The 15,990-nt window shown below is 32.5% G+C and carries 12 protein-coding genes; 7 read left to right on the top strand and 5 right to left on the bottom strand.

The window, feature by feature from the left end:
- The first annotated feature begins 26 nt into the window (after window positions 1-26).
- From BM246_RS09315 to BM246_RS09305, 3 genes are all read left to right on the top strand, one after another.
- A complete protein-coding gene (locus BM246_RS09315; RefSeq protein WP_074937560.1) occupies window positions 27-2,828 on the top strand; it encodes a TonB-dependent receptor in 2,802 nt (933 codons plus the stop codon).
- An 82-nt stretch (window positions 2,829-2,910) separates the two neighbouring features.
- Window positions 2,911-4,347: a DUF5689 domain-containing protein gene (locus BM246_RS09310; RefSeq protein WP_074937394.1), complete on the top strand. Its 1,437-nt coding sequence runs from the start codon at window positions 2,911-2,913 to the stop codon at window positions 4,345-4,347.
- Between the two features lie 53 nt (window positions 4,348-4,400).
- Window positions 4,401-4,778 carry a hypothetical protein gene (locus tag BM246_RS09305; protein WP_042497751.1) on the top strand — a complete coding sequence of 126 codons (378 nt, stop codon included), beginning with the start codon at window positions 4,401-4,403 and terminating at the stop codon, window positions 4,776-4,778.
- 9 nt (window positions 4,779-4,787) lie between these two features.
- Here the strand turns inward: BM246_RS09305 and BM246_RS09300 are convergent, their stop codons facing one another.
- Window positions 4,788-5,756, bottom strand: coding sequence for an endonuclease/exonuclease/phosphatase family protein (locus BM246_RS09300; RefSeq protein ID WP_042497749.1), 969 nt, complete (start codon window positions 5,754-5,756; stop codon window positions 4,788-4,790).
- Between the two features lie 89 nt (window positions 5,757-5,845).
- Complete coding sequence (locus BM246_RS09295; protein WP_074937391.1) at window positions 5,846-8,074, bottom strand: T9SS type A sorting domain-containing protein; 2,229 nt, start codon at window positions 8,072-8,074, stop codon at window positions 5,846-5,848.
- 215 nt (window positions 8,075-8,289) lie between these two features.
- Between BM246_RS09295 and BM246_RS09290 the strand changes: the two genes are divergently transcribed.
- The 4 genes from BM246_RS09290 to BM246_RS09275 all read left to right on the top strand — a co-directional run bounded on the left by BM246_RS09290 (window position 8,290) and on the right by BM246_RS09275 (window position 13,972).
- Window positions 8,290-9,024, top strand: coding sequence for a LytR/AlgR family response regulator transcription factor (locus tag BM246_RS09290; RefSeq protein WP_074937389.1), 735 nt, complete (start codon window positions 8,290-8,292; stop codon window positions 9,022-9,024).
- Between the two features lie 6 nt (window positions 9,025-9,030).
- On the top strand, window positions 9,031-10,389 hold the full coding sequence (locus tag BM246_RS09285; RefSeq protein ID WP_074937387.1) for a sensor histidine kinase: 1,359 nt from the start codon (window positions 9,031-9,033) through the stop codon (window positions 10,387-10,389).
- A 97-nt stretch (window positions 10,390-10,486) separates the two neighbouring features.
- The gene (hflX, locus tag BM246_RS09280; RefSeq protein WP_042504644.1) at window positions 10,487-11,704 is read left to right on the top strand and encodes a GTPase HflX; all 1,218 of its coding nucleotides are present in this window, start codon (window positions 10,487-10,489) and stop codon (window positions 11,702-11,704) included.
- 12 nt (window positions 11,705-11,716) lie between these two features.
- A complete protein-coding gene (locus tag BM246_RS09275) occupies window positions 11,717-13,972 on the top strand; it encodes a transglycosylase domain-containing protein (protein WP_074937385.1) in 2,256 nt (751 codons plus the stop codon).
- Between the two features lie 66 nt (window positions 13,973-14,038).
- Here BM246_RS09275 and BM246_RS09270 read toward each other — a convergent pair whose 3' ends face one another.
- From BM246_RS09270 to BM246_RS09260, 3 genes are all read right to left on the bottom strand, one after another.
- Entirely contained in the window at window positions 14,039-14,965 is a 927-nt protein-coding gene (locus BM246_RS09270) for a DUF3078 domain-containing protein (RefSeq protein ID WP_074937383.1), read from the bottom strand.
- Between the two features lie 127 nt (window positions 14,966-15,092).
- Window positions 15,093-15,599 (bottom strand): DUF2480 family protein, encoded by a 507-nt coding sequence (locus BM246_RS09265; RefSeq protein ID WP_042504646.1) that lies wholly within the window; start codon window positions 15,597-15,599, stop codon window positions 15,093-15,095.
- A gap of 38 nt (window positions 15,600-15,637) precedes the next feature.
- The gene (locus tag BM246_RS09260) at window positions 15,638-15,964 is read right to left on the bottom strand and encodes a DUF59 domain-containing protein (RefSeq protein WP_042497739.1); all 327 of its coding nucleotides are present in this window, start codon (window positions 15,962-15,964) and stop codon (window positions 15,638-15,640) included.
- Between the last annotated feature and the right edge of the window lie 26 nt (window positions 15,965-15,990).

Below are 15,990 nucleotides of genomic sequence, written 5' to 3'. Positions count from 1 at the left end.
TTGTAATTGAAGTAATAAAGATAAGCATGAATAAAATAACCCTTATTTTTTTATTCGGAATTTTTTCAATTAGCCTCCATTCTCAACAAACTTTAGTGAAGGGTAGCGTGCTAGATGCACTTACTTTTGAGTCTTTAGAAAACGTATCGGTAACTATCGAAAATAGCAATTTATCGATGGAGACAAATATACTTGGTGAGTTTTTATTCGATAAAAAGTTACCGCTAGGAGAGCAAATGTTGAGAGTTTCAAAAGTTGGATATATATCAAAGCGTTTCCCGATTATAATAAATGAAAATGAAACTGTTGATATTGCTGGTATTACCTTAGATTTAGATACTACGGCTACTAGCAATTTGTTTACAATCACATTATCTGATGATGAATTAAACGATGATTCTAGTGGTGCGGATAATATTTCAGGTCTGTTGGCTTCATCTCTCGATGTTTTTCAGCGTACAGCAGCATTCGAATTTAGTCCATCCTTTTTCCGTCTTCGCGGATTAGATTCTAAAAATAGTACCCTTTTAATTAATGGTATAGAAATGAACAAAACCTATAACGGTAGGCCACAATGGAGTAATTGGGGAGGTGTTAATGATGTGTTACGTAATCAAGAATTATCTACAGGTTTAGCACCCTCAAACTATAGTTTTGGTGGCGTTTTGGGTACAAATAATATAAATATTCGGGCGTCGCAAACTAGAGCAGGTGGGCGCATTACCTATTCATCGTCTAACCGAAGTTATAGCAATCGCCTTATGGCAACGTATGCTTCAGGTTTATTAAAAAACAATTGGGCATATACAGTAACGTTAGGTCGCCGATGGGGAAATGAAGGATATCAAGAAGCGACGAGTTATAATTCAAATTCCTTTTTTACTTCCGTGGAAAAAATAATTAACAAAGCCCATAGTTTAAGCTTTTCTGCGATATACACACCAAATCGACGAGGTAAATCGTCACCAAACACACAAGAGGTTTTCGATTTAAAAGGCATTAAATACAACGAATATTGGGGTTGGCAAGATGGCGAAAAACGAAATTCTAGAATAAAAGAAGTTAGCGAACCAATTGTGATGCTTAATCATTACTGGAATTTAAATAGTAAAACGAAGTTAAATACCAACATAGGCTATCAATTTGGTAAAATGGGAAATAGCCGATTAGATTATAACGGAAAAGATTTAATAGATGGTTTTCCTCAAGGAGGTGGAGCAAACCCGAGTGCAAGCTATTATCAAAAATTACCAAGTTATTTTGAACGGAACTTTCCCGATCAATTAGGTTTTGCATATCAGGCCTTACAAACGTTTCAAGATGGTGGTCAAATTGATTGGAATGCCATGTATAGCACAAATATTGTTAATGCCAAAAATGGAGGTAATGCAACTTATGCCTTGTATGAAGATCGTGTAGATGATAAACAACTTACTGTAAACTCTATTTTAAATAAAGAAATAAACGACCATGTTAACTTCAATGCGGGTATTAATTTTAAAAGTTTAATCTCCGAAAATTTTGCTCAAGTTTTAGATCTTTTAGGTGCCGAAACTTATTTGGATATCGACGGTTTTGCAACAAATATTAACGAAGCTCAAAACGATTTATTAAACCCTAACCGCATAGTTGGAGTGGGCGATAAGTTTAAATATGACTATAATATTTTTGCAAACGAAATTGGAGGATATGCGCAAACACAATTTTCTTATAATAAAACGGATTTCTATGTAGCGGCTAGTTTGAAAAATACACAATATCAGCGTGAAGGTATTTATCAAAATGGTGGATTTCCAGAGAACTCATTTGGTAAAGGCGATAAGTTAAGTTTTATGGGCTTTGGTGCAAAATCCGGGTTTACTTATAAGCTATCTGGTAAGCATGTGTTTAATATTAACGGTGGTTATATTTCTAGAGAGCCAACATTGCAAAACACGTTTTCAAATTCTAGAGAAAACCATAATGTTGTACCAGATATTACAGAAGAAAAAATAACGTCTGCAGATGCAAGTTATGTATTCCGGTCGTCTGTGGTTAAAGCTAAACTTACAGGTTATTACACAAAGGTTACTGATGCTAATGAAATTTCATTCTTTTTTGCCGATGGTATTGGTGGCGATAATTTGGCTTTTGTACAAGAAATTCTTCAAGGTATTGAAAAGCAACATATAGGTGCTGAGTTTGGTGTTGAAGCCCAAGTAACACCAACTATAAAATTAAAAGGTGCTGCTGCTATCGGGCAGTTTACGTATAACAATAATCCTAATTTATTTTTGTCTACAGAGCCGGACGACGAGGCTTTAGCTGCGGGTTTTATAGATGGGTTTAAAGATTTTGGACAATCGAAATTAAAAGATTATAAACTCGCTGCCGGACCACAAAATGCTTATTCAGTAGGTTTTGAATATAGCGACCCCGATTATTGGTGGTTTGGAGCTACTGCAAACTTTTTTGCAAATACCTATATAGATGTGAGTCCGTTAACGCGTTCTTCAAATTTTTCAACCGATTTTGATGGCAATGTTTTTAATGATTACGATGAGGTTTTGGCGAGAGAGCTTCTAAAACAAGAACGTTTTGATGATTATATGGTGGTGAATTTAATTGGTGGAAAATCGTGGAAGGTTGGTGAGTATTACATCGGTTTTTTTGCTAGCATTAATAATTTATTAGATCAAGTTTATAAATCTGGTGGATTTGAGCAAGGAAGAAATGCAAACTTTAGAGAACTTAGAGATGATAAAGCTTTAGATACTCCTGTTTTTGGATCGAAATATTGGTATGGTCGTGGTACCACTTACTTTTTGAATTTGAATGTGAGATTTTAAATAAAAAACTGCTAGGTTAAAAAAGATAGTGTAGTACCATGCTGAGCTTTTTACGGCAACAAATAATATAAAAATATTAATCATGAAAAATTTTAAAATACTAATTGTCATTTTTCTGATGCAAACACTTATAATATCTTGTGTGAAAGATGATGATTATAGCGTTCCCGATATATCAATTATAGAACCCGATATTCCTCAAGATAAAATAACCACTTTTAAAACCATCAGGTCACTTTACGATCAGGCTATAAATAGTGGGAATTCGACGGCTAGAATTGATGAAGATTTAGAATTATATATTGAAGGTTACGTGGTGTCTTCCGATAAATCGGGAAACTTTTTTGAAGAGTTAATTATTCAGAATAAAATAGATGACTCTAGCCCAGATAGTGATCCTAGAATGGGATTTCAAGTCGCTATCAATGTGTCTAGTTTGTCGAATACTTATCAATTTGGACAAAAAGTATATCTAAAAATGGCAGGATTAACTATTGGAGAAAGTAGTGGAGTCATTTCCATAGGAAAAGGTGATGGAGCGCGTGTGGAACAAATTCAACCTTCAGAATATAAAAATATTATTATCAGAAGTAACGAAGTGGTGGATATTCAGCCTAAAGTTGCACATATTACAGATTTAACAAGTTGGGATCACAATACACTAGTTCAGTTAGAAAACATGCAATTAAATCGTTTTGAGTTGGGAGCCACATTTGCTAGCGAATCTATAGATGAGTATGATGGTATTAGAACTTTAGTAAGTTGTGAAACCGGTGTTTCTATACGTATGCAAACTAGTACATTTTCCGATTTTAAATCGTTACTTATTCCGCAAGGACAAGGTAGCGTTACAGGAATTTTTGCTAGAGATTTTGGAGACGATTTTAATGTGCTTGTTTTAAATAGTTCGGCAGGTATGAGTTTTACTTCTGAAACCCGTTGCGACCCCATAGAACTAGGTTGTGGTATTGCCGAAACATTGGGATCAGGTAATTTGTTTTATGAAGATTTTGAACCACAACGAAATAATAGACCTATAGAGATTGAAGGTTGGACTAATTATATTGAGGCAGGTACAGAAGCGTGGGAAGGTTATTCTTCTACCTCGTCAAATGCATCTTTAGGGCGTTCGGCACGGTTTCAATGTTCTAGTTCTGGAGACGATTCTAATATAGGTTGGTTAATTACACCGGCTATTAATTTAGACGAGCAGGATGGTGAAACACTTCGTTTTAAAACGTCTAATAGTTTAGCAAATAGTAGCTTTTTAGAAATTTTGTATTCTTTAGATTGGGATGGTGATGAAGCTAATATTACTACTGCCACTTGGGGTACAATATCTGATGCGTATGTGGTGAAAGATACTGACTCGTTTGTGCCGTGGTTTAATTCGGGTGCTGTAGATTTATCTTGCGAAAGTGGAACCATGTATATCGCTTTTAAGTTTACAGGAAGCGGCCAAGATACCTTTGATGGTATTTATGAGTTAGATGAAATTAGTGTGGATTTTGTGGAATAATAATTTGTTATTTAGACGTAACAAGTTTTAAATAAAAAGTCTAATTTCGCCGCATGGGCACATTCGATATTCTATTTTATCATTTTTTTAATCACTTCAAACTAAAGAAAAATAAGAAGGCTAATAGCATTGCTACTTTTTATGTTTCTTTTTTACAATGTAGTTTACTATTGCTTTTAGGTGTGTTTTTTGCTAAGTTTTTTAGAAAAATGCACATGGATACCATGTCGGCAGATAAAGCATGGACTTTATTTGTTTTGGTAGTAATATTTATCTTCTTTAAAAACTGGATGTATTATGGCGGACGAAAACGTAAAGTGCTAAATGCCAAAATGATTAAAAATAAAAAACTAACCTATAATATCTACATGCTATGGCTTTTACCTGTAGTTATTTTAGCATTAACATTGGTTTTATTACAAGCTGTATAAAGGCTACTATTATTTTTTGAAAATAGCGTATACCGGAAAATGGTCGCTATAGCCGCCTTTGTAGCGTTTGCCAGCATAGGTTCTGTATGGAGCGCCTTTGTATCTACCTTCAAATATTTTTAGAAAATCTTCATCAAAAATATTAGACAGGCTATACTCGTATAAATTCTCGGAGGTTTTAAAAAAGTTGGTTGAAATTAAAATTTGATCGAATAAATTCCATTGCCTATTATGTTTGGTGGTACCGCGATTAAAAGAGCGTAGCGTTTCCATAGGGTTAAACAAGCTGTAATTATCAACCAAACGTTTAATACTGTTATTGTGCGGATCATCATTAAAATCGCCAATTGTAATAATTTTAGCTTCGGGATCTTCTAAGGTTATACTAGAAATAATTTCACCTACTTTATCAGATGAAGCTATGCGTTTGTGTTCCGTTTCTTTTTCACCTTCACGTCTAGACGACCAATGGTTTACAATAACATGTATTTTCTCGCCATCTAAAATACCCGAAACCAATAGCACATCGCGCGTATAATCAGGTAGACCTTTGTCATTTTTTAATTCCACTAGAAATGGCTCTGAGTGTAAAACTTCAAAAACATCTTTATCATAAATTAAAGCCACATCAATACCACGCTCGTCCGGAGAATCATAATGAACATAGCCGTAATTGTAAGGTTCTAAATGTTTGGATGCAATTAAATCTTTTATCACTTTAGCATTTTCAACCTCTGCAAGACCTATAATAGCAGGTTGTTTACCTGTTTCTCGTCTGCCTATATTAGAAATAACGTAACCTAATTTTCTGAGTTTATTATCGTATCGTTTTGGAGTCCATTTTTTAATGGATTTAGGAGTAAAATCATTATCGTACTTTAGTTTATCATTAAAAGTATCAAATAAGTTTTCTGTATTGTAAAAGGCAACAGTTTGTAAATCGTTACGAACAGGAATATCATCAAAAGGTTCTATCATATCCCAAAAATATACTAAAATTATTTAACCTAGATTTTGACTTTCAAAATTTGGCAACATAGTATAAGTTTAGCTGATAAGTTGTTTGTTTATTCCTTTATAATATTTTTAGTGTAAGTGCCGTTGCTACTCACTACTTTTAAAATATAGATGCCTTGAGATAAGTTTTTAAGATCTATTTTGTTTTTACCAGTGGTACTTTGTAAAACTTCTTGACCAACTAAAGTGTAAACCGTAGTTTTTAAAATTGTGGCTTTATTTTTTAATTTAAAATTTAAAATAGAAGTCGTCGGGTTTGGGTATACAGATAAATTTTCTGTGCTAAACTTTTTATTACTTAACGTTGCATTATTTCTAAAAAAAACTAATGTATTTGAATTGAAATTGTGTGTTATTTCAACTGTTTTATCATTAGTATTAATAGATGTAATTTCTAAGTCTATCCAATTTCCATCTTGATAAGTTTGCGCAGATAGTTGTGCGGGATCTAGAATACCATTTTTAAAATCTAGATTGTTGTAAGTTAAATTTATGGTGCTTTGGTGACTAGATTCATTTAGTGTTACTAATTTATAATAGGTTTTAGCATAGCTATTGTTTGGCAGACTTTCTATTTTGGTTTTAAAAGCAATGGCTGTAGTGTCGAGCAATTCTATTTTTAAAGTCTCGTTTGGTGCTAAATTTGTTGATTTTAAACTGACATTATAAGAGGTGTTATTGTAGCTAATATCTTCTTCAGAATTAAGTTTTTCTATGTTAGCACCTTTACCACTTTGGTTTGGTGTAAAATATTTTGCTCTTATTTCAACATTATAACTGTAAACTTTATCGAAATCTGAGAAAACAAAACCGTTGTTAAATCGGTTAAGGTTGGTTACATACCCTGAGATTTCGTTATTATCAAAAACATGTTCTTGTGTGAATTGCAAGGTAGAGAAATCGAAAGATAAAATAGCTGCATTTACGCCGGAAGAAGAATGATATCCTCCGATAAGATATACTTTTCCTTCCTCTTGAGAAATATCCAAATTATTATTTAAAGCAAGTGAAAAATCATCACCATTTGTACTTTTTGGAAATTCATATCTTATTGTTTTTAAAGGATGTCCGTTTATTTCATACATATAATATGTACTTGAATAATCTGAGTTAAGTTCGCTAGCTATATAGTAGAATTTATTGTTATATGTAAAATAAGCATCAGTATCTTTAGTGTAATTTACTAAATTATAATAAGTGCCATCAGGGTTTACTATATTTAAAGTATCATTATTTTCATCTATATAAATAACAGAACCATTTAATTCTTTAATTGGTTTAGACATTGCAAAGCCTTCAGAAGTGTTTTTAGCCATATACCCTCGAGTACCATCATAATTTTCTTTGTTTTCATTTAAAATAAAAAGTGGAATTTGAGTTTGATTAGCCCCAAATATTATGTCGCCATTGGTATAACAAAGTTCTCGTCCTTCATCTATAAAGTCATCAGGATCATCACTAACACCCCAAGTTCTGTATAATCCTTGAAAATAAATATAAGAGTCTTCTAATAATATGTCACTTGGACTAACATCGGTCTTAGAGTTTCCATTAACATATAATTTCGTAATTCTATAGTTGCTAAGACTATCAAATTTATATAGGTCTGATCTGTTTTGTGTAGTGTTACCAATAAAATAATAAGTGCCTTTCCAGTAAAATATATTTGTTATTAGAGTTAAACTATTAAAATCATCTACGGAGTTTCCTATACCTGTATTACCATCAAATTCATAACTGTTTTCTAAAATACCATCGCCATTAAATATATTTATAAAAAAATTATAACCACCAGCATATCTATTACCACTTAATGTGTATGGTGGGTAATATTCCCTTCTTTGTTTAATAATTTTATTATTGCTTGTTCGGGTTATACTTTCGGCCGAAGTAGAGGATGTTACTAGTGTAGCACTAGTTCTACCATCATTTATTCTGTAGGCTTTGTCTTCACTTTGCGAGTTAAATAAACGACTACTAAACAAAAAAATATCGTTATCTATTGCGTAATTTTCTTTGTCTAAGCCTTCAAAACTGTATGTGTTATTTTCTAAGCCTTGGATTTGGTTTGTAGTTTCGTTAGAGCCATTGCTTATATAGGCACCAATTTTATAGGGGCTTCCAGACTCCGTCATAGTAAATAATATGTCGTTATTCAATGTTGTGACACCTGTTACTCCTCTTCTATAAATATTATTTTCTGTTTGTTTTATTAATCTAAGTTGTGCATGGGTGTAGAAGCTTAAAAGCGTACACAATAAAAGTAGTTTTGTTTTCATAAGTATTGTTTTTATAGCTAACACAAAGATTTATTTTTAAATAAAGAGGTTGTAACATTTTTGTGTAGATTGTAATAAAAACTGTATAAATGGTGTTTTTAAGTTTTTTAACCAGTTATGTTTACTTTTCAGCAGGTTATATTAGTTTTTAAACGATTCATACATAGTGGGTTGTAAAATGTTTAATTAACTTTAACTTTGAGAAAACTTCTAAAATGATAAAAGCCATTATTGTAGATGATGAATCTAATGCTATTGAAGGATTGTTATGGGAACTCTCTAAGTTTAGCGACAAAGTACAAGTTGTAACAACCTTTACAGACCCTGAACTTGCCTTAGAATATTTAAAGGAAGCGCAAATAGATTGTGTGTTTCTCGATATTGAAATGCCAATTATGGATGGTTTTACATTTTTAGAAAAAGTACCTAATAGAAGTTTTTCGGTAGTAATTACAACAGCCTATAATGAATATGCTCTAAAAGCTTTGAAAAAAGAAGCGATAGATTATTTATTAAAACCAATTGACTCCGACGATTTAAAAGTAGCTATACATAAGATTGAAAAGCAAGTTACAGAACTTTACAGTCTGGAGAGTTTTGAAATCATGCTATTAAAATTTAATAACCGCCAGAGTAGAAAAAAAATAACCATTAGTACTGATGGAAAGTTAGTTTTTTTAGAGCCAGATGATATTTTTTATGTAGAATCTGATGGGAATTATTGTACCATATATTGCAAAAACCAAAAGAAATTAGTTGTTACTAAAAAACTTAAGTCTTTTTGCGAGATCTTACCCGACGAACAATTTTTTAGAATTCATAACTCCTATATCGTTAACTTAAATAAAGTTAAAGAGTTTATAAAGGTTGATGGATACATTGTTTTAGAAAATAACGCTAAAATACCAGTGTCTAGACAACGAAAAACAGATCTTTTAAGGAAACTATAGCGATAGATGTCTACTTTTTTTCTAAATTTTAATACTTGGGTTCAAGGCGTTTTATTTATTTTAATAGTCTACCATACAAGTGCCTTTTTTATAACAAAAGATAAAAGTCTTGGGGTTTATGCGGCTTATTTGTTTTTGGTTTTTTTGTACCTAATACCTAAAACTAATAATGAGAGTTCTATGCTTTTGGCTAATTATTATAGCTCGTTTTTTAGAAGAGCCAACTGGATTATTCAGGTGTATTATTGGCTCTTGTACGCTTGGTTTAGCTTACTCTTTTTATCTATAAGTAAAAAGAGCAAAATACTAAGTTCTATTATAAAATGGTATATAAAAAGTGCTTTTGTAATATCTACAATGGTTTATGTAATCGATTTATTTGCTTTTGATAATTACTATTTTGTTTGGTATTTTATAACTGTTTTTATGCCTGTGTCCTTATTGATTGTTTTTGTTTTTCTTAAAACTATTAGTAAATTTAAAGATGTATTAAACACCTATTTTGTTGTTGGTGTGGTCTTTTTTGTTGGGTTTTCCTTGTTGGCGATAATATTCTCTTATTTTCCTAGGTTTTTCTTTAAGGGTTTTAGCCCGATAGATGTTTTTATATTTGGTGTGCTAATAGAGGCTATTGCGTTATCGGTAGGTTTGGGATATAAGTTCTTTCTATTTAGAGAAGAATCTTTTAAATTAGAACAATTGAAAAATGCTTTTGAGAATGAAATAAACGAGTTAAAGCTAGCTAGTTTACATAGCCAAATGAATCCGCATTTTATTTTTAATGCCTTAAATTCCATTAAGCTTTACATTATAAATAACGATAGAGATAGAGCTGCTCATTATTTAACTAGGTTTTCCAAACTTATTCGGAAAATTTTAGAAGCTTCAAACAAAAATGAGGTTACTTTAAAAGAAGAGTTGGAGACAATAGATTTATATTTAAATATAGAAAATATTCGTTTTAAAAATCAAATAGAAGTATTGGTTTCTGTAGATAATACTATTAATTTAGAGCAAGTGAAATTACCTCCTTTAATTTTACAACCCTTTTTAGAAAATGCTATATGGCATGGTTTGTCGTCTAAAAAAAATGATAAAAAAATAACAATAGATATTTCAAAATACAATACACATTTTGTTTCAATTAAGATTGAAGATAATGGCATTGGTAGAAAAGCTTCAGCTAAAATTAAGGCAGAAAAATCAATCAAAAGAAAGTCTGTTGGTATACAATTAACAAAAGAGCGATTAGATCGTTTTGTAAAATACAAAAAGCACAATTATACTTTATCGTATCGAGATGTTGTTTCTGTAAATAATGAAGCGGCTGGAACAGTAGTTTTTTTAGCACTTCCATTGGTCTAGATATCTTTAAAATGAACACTTAAAAAAGTATTGAAAATTAAAAAATAGGCTTAAAAATATTAAAAATAAAATCAACGCAATTGTGTAACTTTGTATTATGATAGAAGAGAAAGATATTTCTTTAGAACGCGCAGTGTTAATAGGCGTGATTACTAAAGAACAAGACGAAGAAAAATCTAAAGAATATTTAGATGAGTTAGAGTTTTTAACCTATACCGCAGGTGGGTATGCCATAAAGCGTTTTACGCAAAAAATGGATATGCCTAATCCTAAAACTTTTATTGGTACAGGTAAAATAGAAGATGTACGCGTATTTATTGAAGAAAACGATATAACCACAGCTATTTTTGATGACGAATTATCGTCGGCACAAGAGCGAAATATTAGTAAAATCTTAAATGTAAAAGTTTTAGATAGAACGAATTTAATACTCGATATTTTTGCACAACGTGCACAAACGAGTTATGCTCGTACGCAAGTAGAATTGGCACAATGCCAATATTTACTACCGCGTTTACGTGGTATGTGGACTCACCTTGAGCGCCAAAAAGGTGGTATTGGTATGCGCGGACCTGGTGAAACAGAAATAGAAACGGATAGACGTATTGTTCGCGACAAAATAGCATTGCTTAAAGACCGTATTAAAATTATAGATAAGCAAATGGCTGTGCAACGTGGTAACCGTGGTAAAATGGTTCGTGTTGCGCTTGTGGGGTACACCAACGTTGGTAAGTCTACTTTAATGAACGTGATTAGTAAAAGTGATGTTTTTGCTGAAAACAAACTTTTTGCAACCCTAGATACTACGGTGCGTAAAGTGGTTATTCAGAATTTACCATTTCTTTTATCTGATACCGTTGGGTTTATTAGAAAATTACCGACACAACTGGTCGATAGTTTTAAAAGTACACTAGATGAGGTTCGTGAAGCTGATTTACTGTTGCATGTTGTAGATATTTCTCATCCAAATTTTGAGGAACATATTGCTTCTGTAGAGAAAATTTTAGGTGAAATTAAAAGTGGCGATAAACCAACTATTATGGTTTTCAATAAAATTGATGCTTATAGTGCAGAACATTTAGACGATGATGATTTAGAAACAGAACGTGGTGCAAGACACTATAGTTTAGATGAGTGGAAGAGTACTTGGATGAGTAAAGTTGGTAACAATGCACTTTTTATCTCTGCACTCAACAAAAAGAACTTAGAAGATTTTAAAAAGCGCGTTTACGATGAGGTTCGTGAAATCCATGTAACTCGTTTTCCATACAATCAATTTTTGTATCCGGACTACGATTATGAAGATATGGAATAGAGAAAACCACATATGGCATTACTTAAAAGTTTATTTAGAAATAAATGGGTGAAACTGGCTCTTGTTGGTTTCATTTCCGTTTTAGTATTTTTTATAGGCCTCTACATCAGTATTTATTTAGGGGCTTTTGGTAAAGTGCCAACATCTGCAGAATTAAGTTTTATTAAGCAGGAAGAAGCTACTCAGGTTTTAGATCAAGAAGGGAAACTTATCGGTAAATATTATGTTTACGATAGGCAACCGTTGCATTTTGAAGATTTACCAAAACATCTTATTGATGCCTTAGTTAATACCGAAGATGTTCGTTTTTTTGAACACGACGGTATTGATAACGTGAGTTTAATGCGGGTTTTTGTGAAAAGCATTTTACTTCAAGATAAATCTGCTGGAGGCGGAAGTACCATAACCTTGCAGTTAGCAAAAAATCTATACGGAAGAAACAATTATCGCTTTTTTAGTATGGTTATTAATAAGTTTCGAGAATCTATTATAGCGAAACGTATTGAGACCATTTACTCTAAACATGAGATTCTTACCATGTATTTTAATACAGTGCCTTTTCCTGATAATACTTATGGTATTGAAAGTGCCGCACGTAAATTTTTTAATAAACCAGCGTTTGAGCTTTCTATAGATGAAGCTGCTGCTTTGGTAGGTTCTTTAAAAGCTAATAATTATTACAATCCAAGATTACATCCAGAACGAAGTGTAGATAGACGTAATGTTGTACTTAACCAAATGTTTAAATACGGAAATATGCCGCAGGATACTGCTGCGTTTTATGCTGATAAACCTTTGGGGTTAGATTATAAATCGTTTAACCATGATGTGGGTATTGCGCCTTATTTTAGAGCGCAGGTTAAAAAGGAATTAGCGGTTATTTTAGATAGTATAAAAAAGCCTAATGGAGAGTCTTACGATTTATATCGGGACGGACTTATAGTGCACACCACTTTGGATGTGGGTATGCAAAAAATGGCAGAAGAAGCTATGAAAGAGCATCTTATAGCGTTGCAAAGTAGTTTTGAGCGTTCTTACGGAAATGTAGCGCCATGGCAAAAGAATAAGCAATTAATAGATGCTGCTTTAAAAAAAACACCACAATATAAACTGTATAAAGAAGCTGGTTTAACTGAAGCTCAAATTAGAGACTCACTCTCTATTAAGCAGGATACTGAATTGTTTCAATGGGAAGGAGATACTATTAAAAAAGCAAGTGTTATCGATAGTTTACAGCATTATTTAAAATTTTTAAATACAGGTATGTTAAGTGTTGAGCCAAAAACAGGAGCGATAAGAAGTTATATTGGAGGTATTGATTATCGTTATTTTAAATACGATCATGTGTCGCAAAGTGAGCGCCAAGTAGGTTCTACGTTTAAGCCTTTTGTTTACACAGCCGCTATTGAGAATGGTATGAAACCTTGTACTTATTTTTCTTTAGCTGAGGTTACTTATAGTAATTTTAATAATTGGACGCCTTCAAATTCTGGAGGTGAAAACGAAGATCCACATCTTAATTATAATCTAGAGATGGCTTTAAGTAATTCTGTTAATACTATTGCTGTAAAGGTTTTAAATGAAGTTGGAATTCCGAAGGTATTAGAGCAAGCAAAACGAATAGGTATTAAAAAAGAGTTGCCCAATTTACCTTCTATAGCGCTTGGTGTTGCGGAAATTAACTTAAAGGAACTTACGGGAGCTTATGCTAGTTATGTAAACGATAGCAAACCAGTAACGCCTTACGCTATTACTAAAGTTACAGATAGAAACGGTAGAATTATAGCAGAGTTTAAGCCAGAAGAAGCTGAGCCTGCTTTTAAAGATTACACAAGGCAGGTTATGTTAGAAATAATGCAATCTACTGTTAATAAGGGTACAGCATCTAGATTAAGATCAACGTATAGTTTAAATAATGATATTGCCGGAAAAACAGGAACTACGCAAGATAATAAAGATGGTTGGTTTGTTGGTATTACGCCCAAATTAGTAACTGTAACTTGGGTTGGAAACGATAATCAAGCGATTGGTTTTAGAACAACAGGACTAGGGCAAGGCGCAAATTCCGCACTTCCTATATTTGCTAGGTTTTATTCTAAATTGAATAAAGACTCTAAATACGACGGTATAACAAAAAGTCGTTTTGAAACACCTACCGATGAGGTGGTTTCTGATCTTGATTGTAATGAAGAAAAACGAGATGGGTTCTTAAAAAGAATTTTCAGTAGTAAAAAGAAACAACGGAAATTTAAGGGGAATAAAAAATAGTTGAAACAAAAAAAACGCACATCAATCGATGTGCGTTTTTCGTTTCTTCCGTTAAGGAAAAAGTTATTAGAATTTATAACTTAAACCAACAGTATAGTAAGATTGTAATTTGTTATCTACAGAATCAAAAGTTTCAGTAGTGTTACCTAACGTTTCGATAGAATAGTTAAGCGCTTCTTGTTTGTTGCTTCTTAAACCAAAATCGAAACCAACACCAATCATTTTCCATAGTGTGTAGCTAAAAGAGTTTGTCCAGGTAATGTTAGATAGGTCTCCAGATTTATAACTTTGGAAAGTAGATAAATTAGTTTTAAAGTTTATTGCACCAATTTGTCTTGTATAATCTGCAACTATTTTAGCGCCTAAAGACGATTCGAAAACTGAGTCACCATCAGCAAATACAAAGTTGTAGTTTAATGGGTGGATCACCACGATTAAGTTTTGAATAGGTGTCCATGTAGCACCAACACCAAGGTCTAAATATCCAGGGTCATTAAAGTTATCTAATATAGTTGTTCTATACTCTGCTAAACCAGAAATAGCTAATGTTTTAGTAACATTTCTACCGTATAAAGAAGAGATGTTGAAAACATCCGTTGTTGGGTTAAAGCTGTCATCATCAGTAGGGTTATCTTTGTCGTCTAATTTCACCCAGTTTAAATTTGTGTTTAACGAGTTTCTCCAGAAAAAATCATCTTCAATTAAGTTCGCATAAGCATTTAAAGTAAAACCTATAGTTCCCGAAGAGTTGTTTGGTGTACCTTGAGAATACCAGTTGCTAAAGTTAGATAAGTTACCACCAATAGTACCAAAAGCACCTTTTCTCCAACCTGGAAGTGCATCAATTTGAGCTTGTAAAGCATTTGCTTCACCTTGAGCAGCATCTGCAATAGCTTGTTTTTCTGCTTTTTGTGCGTGTAATTCTTCTTTAGTTTGTGCATTTACCGAAAACAGTCCGATAGATAGTGCAAGTAATAATAACGTTTTTTTCATTTTTTAGTTTGTTTTAATTTTCGTGCAAATATAAGTTAAATTTAAACTGTGTTTATAAGGAGGCTATACAAAATGCATCCGTTAATTAGACGCAGTTTTTGTATGGAAGTCACAATAAATTTGGGAATTATTTCTTTTTATAAAGCGGTACCGAAGAGCAAGCTTCGCCGTACATAATAGATTTTGCAAAAGGTTGCAACTTATTGGCCAACATAATATAAGCATTTTGTGGCACTGGTTTTTTAGAACAGCCTTTTATAATAATGGGTTTGTCTTTAAACTCGCTAACATCTAGAGCGTTAATAACATCTTGATAGATAGCTGTTTCTAGATTGTCTAAGTTACCAATAATAATTTTTTTAGCAAAAGGCTCTAAGTGAATACTTAAAAGCATGTAGGCCCAGCCTGGTACAATTGCATCTGTACTGCATGTTAAGGCTATATATGCACCTTGGTATTGTTCCCAATTAAATTCTAATGCGTGAGCTCTAAAATCTTTTTCACGCAAAACAAAGCCTTCAAAAAGCCAATCTTTGATATCAAAAAGAACACGGTTGCCCTGAGGATAATAATCTTCAAGATTAACCGTGATTAATTTACTATTCGCAACGCGATTAATTATTTCGTCTGCCATAATTATTTAGAAAATGTAGTAGAAACTTAATACTAATTTTAAAGCATTCCAAGCTCTAATTTTGCTTCTTCGCTCATTAAATCTTGTGTCCATGGTGGATCGAAAGTAATTTCAACTTCGGCACCCTTTACTTCGTTTAAAGATTTTACTTTTTCTTCAACCTCTAAAGGCAATGTTTCTGCTACTGGGCAGTTTGGAGTTGTTAGAGTCATTAATATTTTTACGTCGTAATCTTCATTTACAAATACATCGTAAATTAAACCAAGTTCGTAAATGTCAACAGGTATTTCTGGATCGTAAATAGTTTTTAGGACGTTAACTATTTTTTCGCCTAATTCGGCTGTATCTATGGTTGTTTCGCTCATTTTTTAATTGTTTTTATTTCCGTGAA

This window comes from Algibacter lectus (genome assembly GCF_900112395.1).
GTDB lineage: Bacteria > Bacteroidota > Bacteroidia > Flavobacteriales > Flavobacteriaceae > Algibacter > Algibacter lectus.
This window is presented reverse-complemented; position numbering and strand designations above follow the sequence as displayed.